21 protein-coding genes and 1 pseudogene are annotated in these 21,969 nt (G+C 40.9%); 1 reads left to right on the top strand and 21 read right to left on the bottom strand.

What is annotated here, in order from left to right; genetic code table 11:
• Positions 1 to 65: 65 nt before the first annotated feature.
• The 13 genes and pseudogenes from ureB to katG all read right to left on the bottom strand — a co-directional run.
• Positions 66 to 371, bottom strand: a pseudogene (gene ureB, locus B3297_RS24250) (urease subunit beta); the annotation flags it as partial.
• 18 nt (positions 372 to 389) lie between these two features.
• A complete protein-coding gene (ureA, locus tag B3297_RS24245) occupies positions 390 to 692 on the bottom strand; it encodes an urease subunit gamma (RefSeq protein WP_070567883.1) in 303 nt (100 codons plus the stop codon).
• 176 nt (positions 693 to 868) lie between these two features.
• Positions 869 to 1,219 carry a hypothetical protein gene (locus B3297_RS24240; RefSeq protein ID WP_286779647.1) on the bottom strand — a complete coding sequence of 117 codons (351 nt, stop codon included), beginning with the start codon at positions 1,217 to 1,219 and terminating at the stop codon, positions 869 to 871.
• A gap of 186 nt (positions 1,220 to 1,405) precedes the next feature.
• A complete protein-coding gene (locus B3297_RS24235; RefSeq protein WP_286779646.1) occupies positions 1,406 to 3,940 on the bottom strand; it encodes a TonB-dependent receptor in 2,535 nt (844 codons plus the stop codon).
• Positions 3,885 to 4,478, bottom strand: a complete 594-nt coding sequence (locus tag B3297_RS24230; protein WP_286779645.1) for a GNAT family N-acetyltransferase — start codon at positions 4,476 to 4,478, stop codon at positions 3,885 to 3,887. Before B3297_RS24230 ends, B3297_RS24235 begins: the two co-directional genes overlap by 56 nt.
• A 94-nt stretch (positions 4,479 to 4,572) precedes the next feature.
• Complete coding sequence (locus B3297_RS24225) at positions 4,573 to 5,415, bottom strand: ABC transporter ATP-binding protein (protein ID WP_070567887.1); 843 nt, start codon at positions 5,413 to 5,415, stop codon at positions 4,573 to 4,575.
• Entirely contained in the window at positions 5,412 to 6,428 is a 1,017-nt protein-coding gene (locus B3297_RS24220) for a FecCD family ABC transporter permease (protein WP_236586027.1), read from the bottom strand. Before B3297_RS24220 ends, B3297_RS24225 begins: the two co-directional genes overlap by 4 nt.
• Complete coding sequence (locus B3297_RS24215; protein WP_201638979.1) at positions 6,425 to 7,426, bottom strand: ABC transporter substrate-binding protein; 1,002 nt, start codon at positions 7,424 to 7,426, stop codon at positions 6,425 to 6,427. Before B3297_RS24215 ends, B3297_RS24220 begins: the two co-directional genes overlap by 4 nt.
• Positions 7,427 to 7,957, bottom strand: coding sequence for an urease accessory protein UreE (locus tag B3297_RS24210; RefSeq protein ID WP_112376083.1), 531 nt, complete (start codon positions 7,955 to 7,957; stop codon positions 7,427 to 7,429).
• 154 nt (positions 7,958 to 8,111) lie between these two features.
• Complete coding sequence (hypB, locus tag B3297_RS24205) at positions 8,112 to 8,840, bottom strand: hydrogenase nickel incorporation protein HypB (protein WP_112376082.1); 729 nt, start codon at positions 8,838 to 8,840, stop codon at positions 8,112 to 8,114.
• Positions 8,841 to 8,851: 11 nt separating this feature from the next.
• Positions 8,852 to 9,196 (bottom strand): hydrogenase maturation nickel metallochaperone HypA, encoded by a 345-nt coding sequence (locus B3297_RS24200; protein ID WP_046675411.1) that lies wholly within the window; start codon positions 9,194 to 9,196, stop codon positions 8,852 to 8,854.
• Positions 9,197 to 9,278: 82 nt separating this feature from the next.
• Positions 9,279 to 9,680, bottom strand: coding sequence for a hypothetical protein (locus B3297_RS24195; RefSeq protein WP_201638978.1), 402 nt, complete (start codon positions 9,678 to 9,680; stop codon positions 9,279 to 9,281).
• Positions 9,681 to 10,087: 407 nt separating this feature from the next.
• Positions 10,088 to 12,367, bottom strand: coding sequence for a catalase/peroxidase HPI (katG, locus tag B3297_RS24190; RefSeq protein ID WP_112376560.1), 2,280 nt, complete (start codon positions 12,365 to 12,367; stop codon positions 10,088 to 10,090).
• A gap of 266 nt (positions 12,368 to 12,633) precedes the next feature.
• On the opposite strand from katG, the gene B3297_RS24185 reads away from it, so the two are divergent.
• A complete protein-coding gene (locus B3297_RS24185; protein ID WP_112376080.1) occupies positions 12,634 to 13,218 on the top strand; it encodes a DUF4126 domain-containing protein in 585 nt (194 codons plus the stop codon).
• A gap of 647 nt (positions 13,219 to 13,865) precedes the next feature.
• On the opposite strand, the gene B3297_RS24180 is transcribed toward B3297_RS24185, so the two are convergent.
• From B3297_RS24180 to B3297_RS24145, 8 genes are all read right to left on the bottom strand, one after another.
• Positions 13,866 to 14,321: an Hsp20/alpha crystallin family protein gene (locus tag B3297_RS24180; RefSeq protein WP_286779644.1), complete on the bottom strand. Its 456-nt coding sequence runs from the start codon at positions 14,319 to 14,321 to the stop codon at positions 13,866 to 13,868.
• Positions 14,322 to 14,396: 75 nt separating this feature from the next.
• A complete protein-coding gene (locus tag B3297_RS24175; RefSeq protein ID WP_070567901.1) occupies positions 14,397 to 14,690 on the bottom strand; it encodes a hypothetical protein in 294 nt (97 codons plus the stop codon).
• A gap of 238 nt (positions 14,691 to 14,928) precedes the next feature.
• The gene (locus B3297_RS24170) at positions 14,929 to 15,267 is read right to left on the bottom strand and encodes a hypothetical protein (protein ID WP_046675405.1); all 339 of its coding nucleotides are present in this window, start codon (positions 15,265 to 15,267) and stop codon (positions 14,929 to 14,931) included.
• 12 nt (positions 15,268 to 15,279) lie between these two features.
• A complete protein-coding gene (locus B3297_RS24165) occupies positions 15,280 to 15,837 on the bottom strand; it encodes an RNA polymerase sigma factor (protein WP_201303555.1) in 558 nt (185 codons plus the stop codon).
• 326 nt (positions 15,838 to 16,163) lie between these two features.
• Complete coding sequence (locus B3297_RS24160) at positions 16,164 to 17,144, bottom strand: FAD:protein FMN transferase (RefSeq protein ID WP_286779643.1); 981 nt, start codon at positions 17,142 to 17,144, stop codon at positions 16,164 to 16,166.
• 85 nt (positions 17,145 to 17,229) lie between these two features.
• Entirely contained in the window at positions 17,230 to 19,428 is a 2,199-nt protein-coding gene (locus B3297_RS24155) for a PepSY domain-containing protein (protein WP_286779642.1), read from the bottom strand.
• A gap of 13 nt (positions 19,429 to 19,441) precedes the next feature.
• The gene (locus tag B3297_RS24150) at positions 19,442 to 19,927 is read right to left on the bottom strand and encodes a DUF2271 domain-containing protein (protein ID WP_070567915.1); all 486 of its coding nucleotides are present in this window, start codon (positions 19,925 to 19,927) and stop codon (positions 19,442 to 19,444) included.
• Between the two features lie 118 nt (positions 19,928 to 20,045).
• Complete coding sequence (locus B3297_RS24145) at positions 20,046 to 21,551, bottom strand: ankyrin repeat domain-containing protein (protein ID WP_070568301.1); 1,506 nt, start codon at positions 21,549 to 21,551, stop codon at positions 20,046 to 20,048.
• Positions 21,552 to 21,969 lie beyond the last annotated feature (418 nt).

The following is a 21,969-nucleotide window of genomic DNA, read 5'->3' as shown; positions in this document are numbered from 1 at the left end:
AACACTTTGTTTTTAAAGCCTTGTTCTTTTACTTTTTTCATTGCATTTGCTTTCGCAACTTCGGTTTCGGTATCTCCATTTGCCAAATCATTGTGGCCATAGATCCTTCTTGCACCTGCATACGGAACCAATTCGACATCTTTTGATTCGCCTGGTTCAAAACGTACTGCAGTACTTGCGATAATATTTAAGCGCTTACCAAAAGCTTTCTCGCGATCAAACTCCATCATTTTGTTCACTTCAAAGAAGTGGAAATGTGAACCTACCTGAATGGGCCTATCACCTGTATTTGTCACAGTGATGGTTGTAACTTCTCTACCTTCATTGCAGATCACATAGCCATCTGCAATAAAAAATTCTCCTGGGATCATAGATTATATTTTTAACAATTAGCGAATCGGGTTATGAACAGTGACCAGTTTTGTACCATCTGGAAATGTTGCTTCTATCTGTACATCATGAATCATTTCGGGCACACCTTCCATAACATCTTCACGTGTCAACAATGTTGCACCAAACTGCATTAAATCGGCAACAGTACGCCCGTCACGAGCAGCTTCTAAAAGTTCACTACTGATCAATGCAATAGACTCCGGATAGTTTAATTTAAGTCCTCTAGCTTTACGTTTTTTCGCTAGTTCGCCGGCAAGATGAAGCAATAGCTTCTCTGTCTCTCTAGGTAATAAATGCATATAAATATTATTTAAATTGTTGTTATTCGAATTAAAAACAAGTCACGGTGGGTACAGGTCACGACAAGGTCATACGACTTAAAAAAATCGTTCAAAATCGTGATGAATAGGACAGATTACACCCCTACACAGCGCAAGGTCTGTCTTTTCTCAACCCTTGTAAGAAATGGAAATTTTTACCCCAGAAATGGGATCTTTAAACTTTGGAAAAGAATATATTTTGGCGGAAGGATCAATCGATCCATATAAGGCCTTCTGTTATTCTGAATTTTGAGACGTGCAGGATAACAGAATACAAAAAGACAAATTGAAAGCACGCCCCAATAGAGCAGCTTGCTCCATTCATCTTTGAGGTCCATCTGTTCGGTGATATCATAGACATCATGATCTTTAACCGCGGCTAACAGATTTTCCCGTTCTGACTGTCCTAAAGCTTTATCTACATGAGAAGGAAATACAGACAGACTTAGGCGGACGAGGGGTAAATGCTGAACAGTAGAATGTGATGGCATAGCTATTCCTTTCATGAGCAGGGTGCTAAAAAGAAAAACTAAAAAGATTAAACTATACCTCATTCTTGCGTTCACAATACTATTATTTGTTGTTCAAATTTACAACCAAAGCGGGCTACTTGACTAGCACAAATCTTGAATTAAATAGTCCAAATTTGTTGAAAAAGCCCGCTTTGGCGGTTTTAGATTACTATTTCAGCATTAAAAAGAGTAACCCACTGATACCATGACATTTCGCGGTGCACCAGCAAAGGCTCTCGTGTAGTCAAAACCACCTAAAAAGTAATATTTATCGAATACATTGTTCAGATTTAAGGCCATTTTCATCGCACCAATGTGGTAATAGGCAGCAGCATTTACAGTGGTATACGAAGGCCATTGCCCCCAGAGTGCATTTCCTTCGCTATCCTTTCCGATACTGTTATCCATCCTTTTACGATCTACATAATAAACACCGGCACCAAAACCCAAACCTTTTAATGTACTAGCTGAAAACACATATTTCAACCAGGCACTCGCCATATTTTTAGGTGCTCCCGGTAGGGACTGCCCGATTTCAGAAGGAACAGAAGATGATTTTACCTCCGTATCATTATAGGTATAATTGGCCATAATCTGGAACTCACGTGTCAACTGCCCACGCACATCGAGTTCGACACCCTGCGATAGCGCTTTGCCAGATTGTCTATACTCCGGCAACCCTGAATCGTTGATAGCCCCTGTGGCAATGAGCATATTCCGTCGTTCAATTCGGAATAAGGATAGATCAACTTGCAATTGCTCTTTAAAAAAACCGGCCTTCATCCCCGTTTCCACCTGGAAACTCCGCTCAGCATCAAAGGGTTTATCGGCACCATAATCTTTATAGTTCTGAATAAAATTGGCGCCCACAGGTACAAATCCTTGTGAATAACTTGCAAAATAGTTAATCTGCTTATTGATTCCATAGGTTACACCAAAACGAGGTAATAAGGCATTTTGCGTTGCATGAAAGCGATTTTGTCCGTCAAGTGTCTCAGAAGAATAGTGCTCATGACGAAGACCTACAATAAGTTTCAATCGCTCGTCAATGCTGATTTGATCCTGAATATATTTACCCGTTGTTTTATAAGGGCTCAAAAAAGGATAAGCGACTCCCGTGCGCCACACATAATTCGTTAGATCATGCGTGGTATAAGTGGGATTGTTCAAATCAAAAGTCAACGGGACGACTTTGCCATCTACAGTTTGCTGCCGCGCCTCCCGCAATTGATTTTCTTTGTCGCCCCGATATTGTGCAAAATCAACTCCTGCAACAAAATGATGATCGACTCTATCGCCCATAAGATCCCACTTAACATAACCCACAACATTATCTGTATAGTCACGTCCATGACGATCAAAAAAACGCATATTCATAATGGTATTATGTGGCGCATCAGCAAAGGTGTTCATTGTCCGATGTTCGTTGACATCCTCCTGATAGATGGATTTCATGTAGCTCAGATTCAAACTAACATGTTCTGCCAGACGCTGAGACAAGCGGCCGCTTAACGAAAAAGTCTTGGAATTATAAAAATCGGAAGGCTGGCTCAACGTAAATGATCTTGGCAAAGCATAAAAGTTATTTTCCTTAATACCCATTCCCCGATCAAGATAACCGTTGAACTGATTATACACCATATCAATATCCACCACCGTGCCCTCAGCTGGTTTAAAGGTGAACGAAGGAGCCACCATGATTCGTTTCTGGCGATTTACATCGCGGAAAGTCTTTGTATCTTCGTAACCCGCATTAAAACGATATAAAATACGTTTGGCACTGTCCAGAGGTCCACCGAGATCCACAGTTGTTCGCATCGTTTCAAAACTACCACCTGAAAAATTCACATGCCCTCTAAAATCTTCCAAAGGCTTCTTGGTCGTCATATTAATTGTACCACCCGGTACGATATCTCCAAACAAAGATGCTCCTGGCCCTTTCAAAACCTCGATATTTTCAAGATTGATTGTTAAGGGAGAATTATAATAACTGTTACCATAACCATACCCCGAGCGTAAGCCATTGACAAGCCGTACACCCGTTTCATAACCGCTTTTAAAGCCACGAATGACAACATCATCATAGGAAGATGCTTCGGTCACACCAGCCAAATCCTGAACCAATGCCCCTGTGGTGAATGCCTGCTTATCCTCTATAAATTCCTTACTTAAAACAGCAACAGATTGTGGAAGATCTTTTAATTTTCCAGCAAATTTTCCGCCCAACTCCATGTCGTTTGTCAGATAAGAATTGTTGCGTCTACCTGTTACCAATACCTCATCCAAGGTATTATCACCGGCCACCATCAGTAATCGAACTCCTTTTTTTGCATTCCAGCTAGCGGCGTTCAAATCCAGCAATACAGGCTTATACCCAATTGCATCTGCACGTAACTGTACAGGAAAGGAAATTATTCCGGTAAAACTAAATTCGCCCTGAGCATTAGAACTTGTCTGTTGTTGTCCATCGACTAAGGTCAGTGTAACCCCAGCGATGGGATCACCGTTTTCATCCTGAATTTTTCCAAATAATGCTACACCTTGTTGTGCATATACGGCTCCCGGTACGGAAGCGCTTGTCAATAAAGCGAAAGCTAGCGCTTTCATCATGTTGTTCATTAGAATAATTTTTCTTTTTTTTGGATTACCCAAATTGGGTTTAAGCAATACGATCAACGAATAATTCCATGTGTATCGTTGGAAAATTCGATTCATTACAATAGTCCTTTAATTGAAAGCCTTGTTTTCCCCAAAACTCATAGGCTCCTGTCAAGAATGGGTGCGTATGTAAATAAAGCCTTTCTATACTTTTCTCCTTAGCTACAGCGACCAAACTTTTGAACAAGGCTGTTCCTAAACCTGACCTACGGTAACTCGGATCCACAAAAAGCCGGGCAACTTCCACCGTTTTCCTTCTGTCTATATCCAAATGCGGAAAACGGTAGTCATAAGCCGACATACCAACCACGCCGATCAAATTACCCCGATGATCTTTTGCCTGCAAGAATGCAGCAGCTTCACCCTCAAGATACACTGCTGAAAATGCGAGTAGATCCTTAGGAAGCTTATTGGAATCCAACATCGGAAACAACTGTTTCCGAAATTCAATGACATAAGGTAATACGACATCAATATCCTCCTCTTCAACACGAGATATGGTTATATTTTTCAACTGAGGTTGAGCGGGAAGAGATCCCTTACTCATCCGTTTATTTTCAATCAATATATGACCACTGTCTTTAAATATATTCATAGTGTTATCGCTATTTTAAAATAATCGCCCCGTAAACTGGGCATTTCACCTACAAACCATGATGTTTTTACAAAGGCGCTTACTCCACACTTCATCAGGGTGTATTCAGCTCAGTGACGGTTGCTGGACTATGTTCTGCCCCCTCAATGGGTTCAAATGCCGCAGCACCACTCAGCATCGGAACAAACATCCATTTCTTTTGATTTTCCAAACTAATCAAAGGAAGTTGATAGGTCTGTTCCAATAAATTTCTTACTTGTTCCCGATCCAGACCATGGAGGTCCACGAGCCTATTGTCTTTCATCAGATAAAACTGATCACCAAAAAGAAACGCCATGTTAGGGTCGTGCATTACACATAACACGGTTGTCCCCTCCTTGACCAGCTCTTTGGCGGTCTGCAGAACCGCAATCTGATATTTCAGATCCAAATGATTCGTAGGCTCATCAAGCAATAATAAATCAGGTTGCTGTACCAATACCCGACATAGTAACACCAATTGTCGCTCCCCTCCAGACAACGACGTATAGGGTTTGTCCTTTAAGTGTGTGAGGTTAAATTTATCCAAGATCTGTTCTACTGCCTCGAAGTCTTCTTTACTTGGTGAAAAACGAGAAAATGAAGCCCGTCCCGTCAGAATAACATCAACAACGCTAAAAGGAAATGTGGTCTGATGGAACTGGTTCAGAAAACCCAATTTCAATGAATTAGCCCGACCAACCTTCCAATTGCGACGCTCCGTTTCATTAATAAGAACCGATCCATCATATTTTTTTTCCAGCCCTGCAATAATATTGAACAGCGTAGATTTACCACTTCCATTCCGACCGAGAATAACAGAAAGCTTTCCTTTTGGGAATGACATGGTTACATCATTTAAAATGATATCCTTACCGTAGGCAAAAGAAAGGTTGTTGATATGAATCGAATTACTCATGAATTCCAGTTGATTTCATTACGACGCATCAGGTAAATAAACAAGGGAGCGCCAATAATCATTGTAAATACACCGATCGGAATTTCAAATGGCATGACCGCCCTAGAAAAATCATCGATCAGTAGAAGAAAAGTACCACCAATACTGATATTTGCCCACACAACAATATTGTTATTGGGGCCAAAGATCATCCGGCTGATGTGTGGAACAATTAATCCAAATAGACTTATTACCCCTACAGCTGCAACGGCTGATGCTGTAATTAGTGTAGCTACAGCAATAAATCCCAGCTTCAATATTTTCGGATTGACGCCAACAGCAATTGCTTCTTGATCGCCCAAGGCTAAAAGATTCAGCTTCCAACGAAACAGGATCAGGATAGCCAATCCTATTGTTATCGGCAGAAAAGCATGCTGTACTTTCGACCAGGAGGCCGTATGCAGATTCCCCATTGTCCATTGTACAATAGCTTGTAATTTATAGGGATCACTGATGTATTGCAACAAGGTTAACATGGCTGTAAATACTCCGGAAATAACCATTCCTGCCAATACCATCCCAATAATCGAGGTTTTCAAACCAGCATTTGAAACAAAATAAGTCAAGCCCACAGCACATACACCAAACAAAAATGCGGATATATTGACCGGCAATAGCGGAAACAACATAGCCAATGCAGCCCCAAAAGCAGATCCCGAAGAAATACCCAATGTAAAGGGATCAACGATTGGATTCCTAAAAATGGCCTGCAAGATTCCGCCAGAAGACGCTAGAGCAGCTCCGACCATAAAGGTCAGCAGAATCCGTGGTAAACGTACCTGCCACAATATCGTATCCATATTATCCTTCAATACCGCAGTAGGGTGACCTAAATATCCCCCCACTTCCGATCCAATGCGTTGGCAGAGCTCAACAAAACCAATGTTCTGGCTTGAGCCCACCAATAGGGAAAACAATAAAACCAACAATGGCAGAACAACGAGCAATAACAGCTTTTTTAATTGATGCATCATTGAAGTAATCCTGCTTTACCGTAAAGTTTTTCAAAAGCGATAGCCATATCCTGGTCAAGTTGCTGTTTCGTATAATCCGAAAAACACCAATGCCTTATCTGTTTGGCAAAAAGCATAAATTTGACGGTATGTGGGTCGAATGGAAACGACGGTGACATCACAAATACCTGTTTATTTCGCACTGCAGGTAAGGCCGCGAGTTCCTTTAAGTTATAGACGTCTGCCAATGTAGAATTCCAAAGAATAATGAGGTCCGGATTCCATTTATAAATTGTCTCTGCGCCGACATTTGGGGCTTCCATTTCCAACGGACAGGCGTTAGCTGCGCCCGAAAGGCGGATCGCCATATCAATCAAACTACCACGACCGGATGTCGAAAGTACCCGACCTTTAGACCAAGCGTAATAAACCTTCTTCTGTATTTGATCCTTGGGAGCAGTCATTTTTTTGATCTCCGCCGAAACAAACTGAACAATTTCTTCCGCTCGCGCTTTCTTTCCGAGTAATGCTCCCATCCCTGTCAGTTCATTAAAAATACTTTTTTCATCCTGCGAAGAAAAAGTGAACACTGGAATTCCAAGATCTTCTAGTTGGGAAATATTATCCTGATCGGTATTGAATGTCAAAACAAGGTCAGGGTTTAAGCTCACTATGCTTTCCACATTATTTGCCTGGCCTGCGAAAGTAGGTGTCGCCAGTGTTTTTTTTGCGATCCTATCATCCAATTTGGATAAAAACTTATAGGTATCTTCGACCTGATAAACCTGTTCAGGAATACCAACAAGGCTATTTTCAGCACCCAACATGTAGACTTCATCAACAAGGGACGGAAATAATACAACCACACGTTGTGCCGTATGCGCTAATACCACTTCTTTTCCACGGCTGTCGACAGCTTTCACTTGATTGCTGACCGCACCTGCTTGCCGATTTTGGCAGGCGCTCACCAAACACAAACATGCCAAAAGCAATACAGGTATAATACGATTCACTTTCATCTACTTATTTTTTAGGATTTGCTTACGCGGATCAACATGTTCATCTGTTCCGCTTAAATCTGCTTTCTTTTTATTTCTCGCCTGCAGTCGAATCAAATTCTCGGATAACAGTAAGGCTTCCTCCAATTGAATCGAGGTTCCATACTTTGCCAGGACCTGCTCATAGAGCCGTCCATCGTAAGGAAGACGAAGTGATTGGGCATCTGTTACGTTGAATATGGGCAGATGTCTGTTTCCAATAAAATAACCAAAATCTGCAAGCTGCACCAAATCTATTGGATTGAATCTTATGGTCAACGTAGGCTTGACAACCAGGATCGCCTGTAGCGTTTCCTGATGAAATAAAGCATCGCCATGATGCCATTCCGCACCTTGCTCCAATTGCATAAAGATTGTCTTTCCGCCCGTTGTATTGCGTGTTAGGCGCCTTTTGTGGACTTCATACCATTCAAGATACACTTGATCGACTTCACTAAGAGCAAACTCATGCTTTGCTACAATTTTATCTATTGGTACGGGTAGCTCATTCATATTGTAAACCTATCTTCTTCATTTCGTTAACGGCACTGACACAGTTTCGTTCTCCGTCAAATCTATTTCCTCTAAACACAAATAACATGTCAACATATACAGTATAACAATGAAGCGCGGATCATTGCTATACCACTCTTTTATCAATTGGCCGTTATTTTACTTCAAGCGCCTTATATTGATCTTTTTTCGCCTGAACTCTTTCTTTCAACCAATCACACCAGGTATCAAGACCGTCACCATTTAATGTACTGATTGTAATAACTTCCAAATTGGGGTTCACCTCGCGCGCATCTTTCGTTACCGCATCTACCGAGAAAGGTACATATGGCAGTAAATCAGCTTTGGAAACCAACATCAATTCGCTTGTTAAAAACATACGTGGGTATTTTTTCGGTTTATCGTCCCCTTCTGTGGTCGCCAATAAGGTCACGCGGTAATCTTCACCCAAATCAAACGCTGATGGACACAATAAATTCCCGACGTTCTCAATAAACAACAGGTCTATTCCTTCGATATCGATATGATCCAGGGCTTGTAAGATCATTTGTGCCTCAATATGACACATTCCACCAGTGACAATCTGCAATGCATTAATGCCTACCTCACGCATACGAACCGCATCACGTTCGGTTTCCGGATCACCCACCAAAACAGCAATATTCAGATCTTTGGCCAAACGTTTTCCCGTTTCTTGCATCAAGGTAGTTTTACCCGAACCCGGAGAAGAACATACATTGATCACACAAACGTCTTTCAGTCTATCGCGGATGGCTTTTGCGACAAAATCATTTGCTTTTAATAAATGTAGCGTTGTATTTTCACATTGAACCGAACCTACACGGTTACCTAAACTTTTAGGATTTGAAGTATTGTCTGACATGATAAACGATATTAGTCTTGTTTAAAAATTACTTTTGATATATAGAGTTCATTCCCTTGAACAATTGTACTAGAAGCCTGTCCGCAATCACATACAAATCGATGAAAATGAACCGGAAAATTTTTCTGACAATGTTCACAATATGCAATGATATCGTTTACAACGACTTCCATTTCCATATCTTGGTATTGCGTATTTTCAGCAATAAAAGCATCAAATGCATTTTGGATCAATACAGGCTGGACGTTGGATAACAATCCTGCTGTGACCTGAATTTTTTGAATATCATCTACCCTAGCCTCATAATGCGAGGTCAACGTATCAAAAATATCCTTTACTATACTTAGCTCGTGCATTGGTATATTTTAAGAAATAAATAAATTTAGAAAAGAAATGACAGTTCTCTTTGCCTGTATGATGTGAAGAAAAGCGTATGCTTTAGCATGGAATTTTGATTTGCTCAAACAGCAAAAATCGAGCGATGGGTATATGCTCTAGATCAAGGGTATGTTCATACCGATAATCTTTCTGTTGTGGGGATGGCAGAAGTTCATGCCATAGCAAATCAACCGTAACCAACCAACGCTCCATCAACCAATCTTGTGCCACTTCGGCGTCCAATTCCGCAACAATGGATTGAAGCGATGGGTAAAGCGAACAAAATTGACTATGATCTTTATGAAAATGGACGATGTGTGTATGGTCCGCATTGTTGGAAGGATTTTTTGCAGATAAAAACTGGGATTCGACACTTTCACTTTTCAGTACAAGACTGTTTGCATTTAAATTCTTAAATGATAACAACAGTGCTGCAAACAGAAAAATAAAGTGCTTCCACATAGCTTTAACCTAACAATGTATCAAAGATTCCTTTGAAACCATTACAAAGTTACTACCGATCAAAGAAGAAAAAGTAGCACAAATCTTGAATTTTATTTCACAAAATAGGAAACACCCAAAGAAAATTCCATAATTCTTCATATATTAAATTAAAATTTGGTTAAAGTGAGATTAAAATGATATTAGAGGCAAAAATTGGTTCTTTTTTGGCTGCTATTCTCATTAAATAAATTGGTCCATGTCGTAGACCATAGCGATAAATATTGGTCAGGTACATCATAAAAATCTGAGCCAATCTTAGCGGCGGAGCAAAAGGTTAATTTCAGGGTTATCTGGATAAATCTAAAATAACAAGAAGCCAGGTTCGCGTCGGACCTGGCTTCTTGAAAAACTGATATTCTTAACAATTAGCGATGCAGATCAAAACGGTCTAACTCCATCACTTTAGTCCATGCCTTCACAAAATCTTGTACGAATTTATCTTTTGCATCGGCACTGCCATATATTTCAGCAACAGCTCTCAGTTCAGCGTTGGAACCAAAAACAAGATCTGCACGTCCGGCTTCCCATTTTTTAACACCAGATTTACGATCTGATCCTTCAAAAACTTCCCGATCCGGAGAGATGGCTTTCCAAGCTGTTCCCATATCCAATAGATTGACAAAAAAGTCATTCGTCAATTGGCCTGGCCGATCTGTCATCACTCCTAATGCAGAACCATCAAAATTTGCCTGAAGAACACGAAGTCCGCCGATCAATACCGTTAGTTCCGGAACAGATAGCGTAAGTGATTGTGCTTTGTCGATCAATAATGATTCCGTAGACACGGTATAAGCACCTTTACGGTAATTTCTAAATCCATCCGCAATTGGCTCAAGATAGCCCATGGATTCTACATCCGTCTGTTCCTGTGATGCATCCATACGCCCCGGATGGAACGGTACGTTGACAGCATGTCCAGCTGCACGAGCGGCCTGCTCTATCGCAGCAACACCACCTAAGACAATTAAGTCTGCCAAGGAAATCTTCTTTCCGCCCTGTTGCTTTCCATTAAAGTCCTGTTGAATTTGCTCAAGCGCAGTAAGAACTTTTTGCAATTGTGCTGGATTATTGACTTGCCAATAACGCTGCGGAGCCAACCGTATCCGCGCACCGTTTGCACCACCTCTCTTGTCAGACCCACGGAAAGTAGAAGCTGAAGCCCAAGCGGTCGTTACGAGCTCTGCAGTGCTGAGCCCCGCGCTCAATAGGGTAGATTTCAACATGTTAATATCATTAGCATCGACCAAAGCATGATCGACAGCAGGAATAGGATCTTGCCACAATAATTCCTCAGCAGGAACTTCGGCACCTAAATAACGCTCTCGTGGTCCCAAATCACGGTGCGTCAATTTAAACCAGGCGCGAGCGAATGCATCGGCAAATGCGTCTTGATCTTCGTAAAATTTACGCGAGATCTTTTCATAAATTGGATCAAAACGCAAGGACAAATCTGTCGTCAGCATCGTTGGCCTACGTTTTTTAGTTGGATCAAAAGGATCTGGAATAGTCGAATCAGCTCCTTTGGCTACCCATTGATGCGCTCCTGCAGGACTCTTTGTTAATTCCCATTCATTTTCGAAGAGATTTTTAAAAAAGAGATTGGTCCATTCTGTCGGTTTCTGTGTCCAAATAACCTCCAAGCCACTCGTGATCGCATCTGCTCCTACTCCACTGCCATAGGTACTTTTCCAACCAAGCCCTTGTTGTTCTATGCCGGCTGCTTCAGGTTCTTTTCCGACATTGTCGGCAGGACCTGCTCCGTGTGTTTTTCCAAACGTATGCCCTCCAGCAATCAAAGCGACAGTTTCCTCATCGTCCATCGCCATCCGACCAAAAGTATCCCGTATATCTTTTGCAGCCGCGATAGGATCTGGATTTCCATCTGGTCCTTCCGGATTAACATAAATTAATCCCATCTGTACCGCTGCCAACGGTTTTTCAAGATTGCGCGAATGTTGTTTACCATCTGCATCATCATCGGCAGATAATACACCGTGTGATTCCACTACGCCTTCTGAACCATGAGCATAGCGTACATCACCGCCCAACCATGTTTTTTCAGAACCCCAATAGACATCCAATTCAGGTTCAAAAGCATCCACACGTCCACCAGAATAACCAAAAGTCTTGAAGCCCATAGACTCTAAAGCAACATTCCCTGTTAAAATCAATAAATCTGCCCAGGAGATATTTTTACCATATTTTTGTTTGATAGGCCACAACAGGCGACGTGCTTTATCCAAACTCACATTATCAGGCCAGCTATTCAGTGGTGCAAAACGTTGTTGCCCAGACCCAGCTCCGCCTCGACCATCGCTTACCCGATAGGTTCCTGCACTATGCCAAGCCATCCGGATGAATAATGGTCCATAATGTCCAAAGTCAGCAGGCCACCAGTCCTGCGAATCGGTCATCAAGGCATGCAAATCTCTTTTTACGGCTTCTAAATCCAATTGTTTAAATGCTTCCGCATAATCAAAGCCCTCGTCCATCGGATTTGACTTGCTCGCGTGTTGTCTCAACAGATCTACACGAAGTCTATTTGGCCACCAGTCCTGATTTTGAGTTCCCCCTCCCGCAACGGCGTTGCGCATCGTACCATTATGAAATGGGCATTTGCTAATGTCTTTTTCGTTGTTGTCCATAAGAAAAGAAAGTTTATTTATATAATATCTTAAGTGATCAAATTGTTTGACTCCCACTTTCATAAAATTACACAAATGAGATCCCACTTGTACATCGAATGATTCGATACACTATAATCAAAATCTATATACACAATATATAATTATATAAAATGCTAAAAATCATCTTTTAATGAGCAGCTAGAATATGACGATTTTTGGAAGTCTGAAAAACAAAAGCGATTCTTTTACTATTCTATAATTAGGTTGTATCAAAAATATTGACCATGAGTGAGCTATCCACATTTTTGGTAAGTGCTTTTATAGGCTTGAGTCTGGCTGCAGCTACCGGCTTCCGGGTTTTCATGCCGCTATTCTTATTGAGCCTTGGCTGTCGGCTTGAATTGTTCCAGGTTGGCAATGAATTGGCCTGGGCGGGCTCACCTATTGTTTTGGCAGCTACAAGCCTAGCCATGATCCTGGAAATAGCAGGATATTACATTCCTTTTATTGACAATATATTGGACAGCCTTTCAATTCCTCTCGCGACGATAGCCGGCACCTTACTTTTTGCCATACAGTTTACAGATATTTCACCCTTTTTCCGCTGGGCTATGGCAATCATCGCTGGTGGCGGTACCGCGGCGACCATCAGCACAGCGCTAGCTGGTACCCGTGCAGTCTCGTCTGTTGGGACGGCAGGTTTTGGCAATTTTATGATCTCGACCATGGAAACCATCGGTTCAACCATTTTGACCATACTCGCCATATTTGTGCCCTTTATGGCAATTATAGTTGTTATAGGCTTATTCTATTTCTTTTGGCGATTTGGCAAAGAGCAACTCAATAAAAAACTTAAAAGAACGGAGTAGCTTTCACAACATAACATCTAAATAAACTTCACACAGTGCCATACGAGCTACAATAAAGCCAAGCCTCACCAGCACAGATAGAAGCCAGTTTAGCATGCACAAACCAACTAGGGATATTGTAACCATCTTATAGCCCTAGCTGATCTATAGCTGCGTAAACTCCAAATCCCTAACCTTTATACCTTTCAATCAAGCGAATATCTGGCAGGTATCATGTTATGCCTTTTGACAGTGCTCGCTCAGTTCTTGTTCAGTGATCGCTCAGTGCATACTGAATAAACAATGATTGAATACTGTTTAAAAATTGATTAAAAATTGTTGTTACCTATAATCTGGTGTTAGTACATTTCCGTTTTGAGATTATCTTGATCTAAGACCAAATAGGTTATTATGGCAATGATCAACAATCGAGACAAATTCTGGGAATACTTAGAAAAACAGTACGGATATAAGGACCATAGTGCCAAACAGCTATTCGAAATTCGTTTACTGTTCACTGCTTTTGGGCACCGGTTGGCGGTAAATTAAGAGACAGAAAAAGGACAGCAAAATTCGATGCTGTCCTTTTTCAACATCAGCTCTTACGCTGATTTAAGGCTACGCACATCAGCAGCCTTGATGTGCGCCCAGATCAAAACTGGTTTTTACTAATCAATAACAACCTCTTGTGGCCGTTTTACTTTTTCAAGATCTTTTGGAAGAATAACCGTCAATACCCCATCCTCGAAACTTGCATGCACATTATCTGTAAGTACTTGTTCATTTAATTGGAATTCACGTTCAAATGCCAATCCATCCTGCTCTTTATAGATATAATCTATGGCATTGTCCTGGGTGTTTTCTGTACATGAAATCTTCAGTATCCCGTCATTTATGCTGACTTGGAATTGTTCTTTCTTACGTCCAGCGGCAAAAAGCTGCACTTCATAGAATTCTTGATTTTCGGCAATATTTACAGGAACAGCTTGCTGTACGCCAGCATTGTGCCCGGCTTCACCATCAAAAAACTGTTGTTGGAATTTTTGAAAGCGGTCTTTGAAATGTTGTCCGCAAAATTTATTATGATTTGAATATCCGTTGGTATAATGATTTCTTTTAAACATGTCTTTAATTTTTAATATTGAATAATACGTGTAAACTGATGTGGGATGAATTTCCTCGTCTTGCAATTTTTAACCTTAGTAAACTGGAACTATTGTTGCTTTCTTAGCACGTTTTTGCCCTTGTAATGGAACAATTGCAACCACAGTGTTATAATGACGGTGAACGTTCGGATATACCGGAGCCCTATCCATTTTGAATGCTTGTCTATCTCTTCTACGCATTCTTGCCGCGGCAAAGCTTCCTATACCAAAGAGAATTGTCCCAAACAACAAGAGCTTAAAGATCGTCCCAATAATCAATGTTGCTAATCCTGCTATTGCCGTAAGCACAATAAGGCGTGGCAATATAAATCGAAGTTTATTTTTCATTTGAATACATTTTTTTAAAAATGATTGCGGATTATATCTATTTTCAGCACATTGCACATAGAATTTTCCTAGATCATTTGTATGTTTTAATTAACTATTTGTTTTATCCAACATCCCTGCTGACAGATCCTCGCGTTCTGTTACTTGTTTACCATTAGGATATCGGCATAAAAAAAGGCGCCTTTATAGAAGAAGACGCCCAACAACAGTTTTTACTTTAAAATTTTTATTCTTTTTTTCAGAACCCGCATCGTCCTCCAAAACGACGCTTCCATTCTTCGCGCAAACGTTCCCTTTCCTCATCGGAAAGATCTTCTCCTTTTTCCATCTGAGGCGGAAAATCCCGTCGGAATCGGCCACCTCCCGGTTTACCGAAGCCCCTGCCGAACAAGATTTTCGACAAGACAAAGAGTCCCAGCGCCTGCCAATAGGTAATTGCTTTCAGATTGAAAATATCAACCATTAATGTATTCCACAAATATTGTAGTAATGCTACCAACAAAAAAACACCAACGATGATAGCGACAACCATAAAAGCGAATTTACCCTTCCGCTGTCTTTTCATTCTTCCATTCATAGCTTAATCCTTTTAAAATTTTAATTCTTCATACAAACTTCGCAAACGTATTCTCAGGTGCTTCACTGCATACCCTTTTCGGCTGATAATCGTCTTTAGGTTCTCATTTTCCATGACTGCAATTTCCTGAAGAGTTTTCTCTTCCAGTTCATTGAGCACAAAAACCCGACGTTGTTTTTCCGGCAATTCCTCCAATGCTTTCATCAGCTCATCCCAAAAAATATCCTTAAATAATTTTAGCTCAGGATTATTGGAGTCGTCAGCTAAAAGGAGCTGACGAATAGGAAACGTACTTTCGCTATCCTCGTCACCCGCTATAAGCTCATCAAGCGATTCACTTTTCTTTTTCCGGTAGCTGTCTGTAATCTTATTTCGTGTGACAGCATAGAGCCATGCTCCCGCATTCTCCAATTCGTCCATATTGGTCAAACGGCTAAATTGATACCAGACTTCCTGTAAGATATCTTCTGCATCCTCCGTTTTCTTTACCCTTCCCTTAACAAAACGTAGCAGCTGACTTCCATAAGTCTTAACGATATCCGTAAATGATCTGGAATTTTTTTCTGCCATATGATTTTGGTATGCAATGTCCATAGCAGCATAGACGAACTAGTCAAACTTTTACTTTAAATTATTTTCATGAATCTTTCTTCTTGCTGACTTCAACTTTCTGACCAATAAGCACACGTTCTCTACCGTCTTCTTTCGTATACGCTTTGTTAGGATAAAGATACGAGATAATCAGCTAATAGCTGATGCATTCAACCTACTTTATCGGGAATAAAACAAAACCTTCATGACTTCGCAGACACCAACAGCAATGAAAGCAAACTGAAGGTTCTTTCTGGCCAATAAGATCAGACACTTTCAGAAAAAAAATGATGCTGTGTGGTCTATTACTTCCACCGCTGCTGAATGACTTTACCTTTATCGGTAATAAAAATATAACGGTATGCAGGGAAACGCTGAATTAATTTTTTTCCTTCTTTCTCACCAAGTACCATAATTGAGGTACTGAGGGCATTTGCAATCTCGGCGGAAGGTCCATAAATCGTCACTGAAGTTAATCCCGTAGCTGGATAACCTGTCACTGGATTTATAATATGTGAATACCGTTTCCCATTGATCTCCGCGTATTTCTCATAGCTGCCTGAAGTTGCTACGGCCATTTCATTCAAATGAAGAACTTTGACCATTTGATGGGGTTTGAACGGATTGTTTACACCCACTTTCCAGGCGTCCCCCCGGGGTGGGTTTCCCCAAGCCGAAAGATCTCCGGAAGCATTAACTATACCTGCTTCAATTCCCTTTGCCTTCATTATGTCCCTGCCACGATCAGCAGCATAGCCCTTCCCGATCGAGCCGAAACCGATCTTCATACCGGGCAATTCCAGAAAAATTGTCGAAGATGCACTGTCGAGACGGATGTGTTGATAGCCCACCTTGGCGACAGACCTTTTAACCAGATCTTCCGTAGGCATCGTGGTCATACTACCATCAAATACCCAAACTTTATCCAAGGCAACAATACTAATATCAAAGGCTCCGCCTGAATTTTGAGCATACTGGATCGCTCGCTTTGTTAATTCAAAAACTTCCCGATCCACCTTAACGGGCTTAATCCCTGCATTGCGGTTCACCGCTGCTATTTGGGTTTGCGGACGCCATTCTGAAATCAGGTTTTCTATTCGATCTATTTCGGAGATGACTTCATCGATATGCTGATTTGCAATCGCGCTATCCCGATCTACCAAGCTGATTTCAAAAACAGAGCCCATAAGGGTAACCTGCCGCTTGACCAAGACCTGCGCAATCCCCGAAGTAATGGACACAAAGCAGAGCATTAAAAGCAGGACACATTGTTTATTGTTCTTCATGAGATTGATCCAAAAAGGAATTATAAAGTCGATCTATACCAAAAGTAGTCTTCGTGACGGGATTTACCATTGTACCATCAATTTACTAATAACAATCCGTTAAGATTTGTCCACTTTCTTTGTAGTCGGCAATAGTTTTGCCGACATGCGCCAGGAGAAGTTCATTTAAAGTATGTTCAACATCATGCTGCATACGCAATGCACCACAAAGCAATACACAACCTCCTTTTTCAAGCAATTCGACAAAATATAGCGCATCCCGACGGATCAGGTCCATGACATATTGTGGATTTTCCTCGCGCGAAAAAGCCAGTTCAAGCTGCTTCAGATGTCCCAGCTTTATCTGCTCATCAGCAAAATCCACATAGTGCGCAGTCATTTCATTTCGATGGCGAAAACCAGCATACAGACGCAAAGGCGTCCTACTTTCATTTTCTGAAATCATGCCAAGAAAGGGTGCTACCCCTGTACCATTCGCAATTAAAGCGACTGCATTTGCTGCTTTCGGGAAATGAAAACTTGGATTAACCATGACACGTGCCTGGAGGGTTTGATTAGTTTCCAATCGATAGAGGAAGCTAGAACCAAATCCATCAGGAAACAATTTCACCACGAGCTGCACCATTCCATCTTTGTAGCCGATCGAATAAAAACGTTCACGTTGATCTTGCGCGGGATAGATTGCCAATAAATCGCCCGATTGCATGTTAATTTTACTTGCAGGCTTCAGCACTAAAGTAAAGGTCGTGTTAGTCGCTGAAACAGCAGACTTCGCTACCACCTTAAATTTCGTCAGTCCGACAACTTTAGCACTATAAATAGCTGGTGCAGAAGCGAGTGCAATAGTGGCCTGCGAAGACCAGTCATGTATCCATGAAATAAGTTCATCAACATCCTTATCATTAACGGTATGTAAGTCTGTTAAACGCGAAGCCCAACCTTGTTTTTCTAGTAAACAATCAATTTCGCGCGCATAAGCACAAAAATCGGGATAGGCTTTTGAACCAAAGCCGAGAACCGAAAATTGTACATCTTGTTTTTGTGGATGGCTATTGAGCTTTTGTTCAAATTGAAGTGCATTGGAGGGTGCTGTTCCTAGCCCGTATGTCGAAGTAAACACAAGCAAGTGTTTTGCCTTTGGAAAGCATTGATATTGATTCATTCCGAGCAGCAACGATTTTTGCCCATCCGCCAAGAGCTGTTTATGGATCTGATTGGCGAAAAACAGCGTACTTCCATTTTCCGTTCCGAAAAGAATAACAATCTCCGCTTCTTCAGGTTTATATTTATTCTTGATTTTTGTACGCGTGCGCTTGAATGTAATGACGAACCCTGTATAAATAAAGAACACAATATTCAACGATGCGAGCCCCAGTACAATAGCCCATATAATATTGGTCTTACCCGTATGAAGGTCCAAAGACAACTCTTCGGCCAATGCAGTAAAGGGGTACTTGACTTCTTTATGCAAGCTTCCATTCAACTGGTTGATGGTCAATTCCCGATCGCGAAGCTTCAATACAAAATATTCGTCAGGATCGCCTTCCATAAACGGAAACTCCAAGGTCTTCAAATCAACAAGTTTTGTATTTTGGAATATTGAAAATTTTGCCACCTCCAATTCGATATCTTCCTTCATCTTATTGGGATATTCGATGGTTTGATTCGGCTTCTTTAAGATTTCAATACGTACCAGGAATAAATAGGTACCAGTTAGGGCCAATATCAAAATTGGTATCAAAAATAAACGTCCTGAAACAACGTGGAAATACTGAGCAAAAAAGTCCCGATTGATTTTGGCAAAGAAGTGTCGAACGCCCTGTTGACGCTTAACAATCAGAACAATTCCTGAAATAGTAATAAGAAACAACAGAAATGAAACCACACCAATAATCACCCGGCCGGTCACTTTCAGAAAGAGCGAGCGGTGTAAAGCTGTAACCCATTGAATAAATTGGGACTTATTCAATTGGGGACCAAGCAGACGCCCGGTATTCGGATCAATATAACCCTTCACGCTATTGCCATCAGCGTCTATGGCATCAATACTCACAAATTGATTGTGATCTATCGAAATCGCTATGATTTCGGGATAAACCTTGCGCAAGGCTGTTACGGACTGCGCAAGGTTTAAAGTTTCAATATGTTCAACCCGATAAGGTGGAATTTTTTCGTTGACAGCGTCAACGGCCAATATTACGCCAGTTATCGATAATAAAAGTAAAAAGACAGAAGAAACAATAGCTAAGGCTAAATGTGCATACCTCCAAATAGATACCAGCATTTTTACCCCTCTTTTATTGTATTTTATTTAACTTGACAAGTTTGATGTATCCCTTGCCGTTCGCTTTTTCGGTAATGGCTTCTTTTGTTAAAGGGATTTCAACATCGGCAGTATGATATTTTTGTTCCTCTACAGCAGATTCAAAACGGAGTTTATACCCTTTGTTGAACTTCGATTCGTCAATATCCAATGTACGCATGGCACGGTCACCGCCACCAACTGACGCACCCGTCACCGCATTTAGCTTCTCTTTGGTCTTATTTTGAAACTTGTACCATTCCTTGATCGTATTATACCATTGCTTATCAGATCCCAATACGGCGAGTGTTTTTTCGTAAGCTCCACTAGGATTAATCAGTGAAATCACGACGTAGGCTTTCTCACCTTCGTAGGCATTCATTTGGATCATGCACTTATATTTAGCTGCCTGTGCGAAAGAGCTTAGGGCTGCCATTGAAAATAAAAGAGTGGCTATCGTTGTTTTAAATATGTTATTCATCTTCAATTGTATCTAATTTTAAGGTATCCGTAGTCCGTTCAGCGTTACCAATATTTCTATTATTTATCGGGATATTTCATCGATATGATTAGAAATACCACTGAAATACGATGTTGTCTTATTTCAAAAAGTCAAGCTGCACATTGGACTTAGCTAAGAAATCGTTCTCTTTCGCCAGGTCATAAGCTGTTTCATCGAATTCTGTTTTCAATTCCTTTTTTGCACCAAGCGAAACCAATGTTTTTAATATGGAATCGTCTTTAGCTAGGAGAGCTGCCTTATGTAGTGCCGTCGTTCCTTCTTTATCTTGTGCGTTAATGTCTACTCCAAGTTCGCTAGCTTTCTGGATAAGCTTCACATTCTCTTTGGCTACTGCCAAATGATACAATGTACTACCATTTTTTTGCGGAGCATTAACGTCCAATCCGTTCGTCTTAAGGATCGCTAATTTTTCTTTAAACTCATCCCCTTGTGACACATTTCCCTGACCACCTGGTCTTCCCCCCTGTGGCAATTCCTTGTAAGAATTAAACCAATAGAACGCTAAGTTATTGCCCTCCTTATCCAATACCTTGGTATCGGCTCCATTTTTAACCAATGCCGCAGCTACTTCAGGAGTTCCATTTGCTATTGCTTTAGTCAATGCAGATTCTCCTTTTTCATTTACAGCATTCACATTTTTCGCTTTAGTAAGCAGCAACTCGACCAATTTAGCATCTTTACCACTAGCAGCCACCATAAGTGCCGTATTTCCTTCGTTGTCAGCTTTTGCGACATCTACACCTTTATCCAAAAAATAATTGATCACATCCATATCTGGCCTACGAACCAAAGCATGCAGTACCGTAGCACCTTCCTTATTTACCGCCTTAGGATCCAATTTGAACTTTTCAACCAAATAGGTATAAACCGCCAAACCGTTAGAAGCTTGTCTAGAACCTTGAGTCGCAAAAAACAACGCATTGTTGGTTGGCTTTACACCACGGGCGATGAATTTCTCCATAAGCGCGGTATTTCCAAGTTTAGCAGCATAATCCGTTACCGTACGGCCCGACTCATCTTTATCTTGAATAGATAATCCTTTTTTTATGAAATAATCCGTCAATGCCAGGTCCTTGTCTGCAGACGCTGCAAGCATCATCAAAGTTGCACCACCTTCATATTTCTGTTTGGGATTCACACCTGCTTTAAACAAGGCATCATACACAGCAGTATTTGTATTTCCTGTTGAAGCTGCATAAGCGACAATTGGGTAACCATGGCTATCTTGGTAATTGACATCAGATCCCTTCGCTATTAAAAAATCGACCAATTCAGCATTTCCACTTGACGCTGCCCAGTGTAAATAACTACGGCTGTGATGTGTCTTCTTGGTTACACTATTCCCTTCTTGTTCGATCATGAATTTGACGACATCAGTCGGAGCACCATTTAATATAGCCATAGTGACCGGATCAAAGGATGCCGCATTCGGCTGAGAAGGGCTATTTCCTTTGCTGATTTCTGCTTTAACAACGGTCAATGTAGGTTTGCCCTTCCAGAACTCGCCGTTCATCAACGAGTTTGTCTGCGCCTGTGCATAAGATGCAGCGAATAATAAAGCTGCCAAAAGTGTCTTTTTCATTCTTTTATTTGTCTTTTGAAGGTGATGGAGCAACATAACCTATTCATTCCCTACTCAATTATTCTGCAAATTGAGCTTTAATTATTCGATAACACGGGTCGGAATATATCGTGTTGGTTTCATCAGAATATGTGTAAACGCGTATATTTTTAGAACATGGATGCTTTCCGAATTCGATGTTTGCAACAATTTCTGCATACAGCCAAGCCCATGTTTAAAATAGATCAACTACTTTATTTAAATTAATTCTAAATTAATGCAAATCTAAAAAATATTCCCAAACCACAAAAATTAATCGTGCTAATTTTTATTGATCAATTGCCCTGAAAGGCTTTCGGCTTCATCCGAACAACATCTGAAAGAAGATTGTTAAACTTGCAAATGCACTAAAATTATCTTACTTTACTTAAAATAAAGT

It is taken from the genome of Sphingobacterium sp. UBA3519 (assembly GCF_002377215.1).
GTDB classification, from domain to species: Bacteria; Bacteroidota; Bacteroidia; order Sphingobacteriales; family Sphingobacteriaceae; genus Sphingobacterium; species Sphingobacterium multivorum.
Note: the sequence above shows the minus strand (reverse complement) of the source record. Positions and strands in the feature narration are given on the sequence as shown.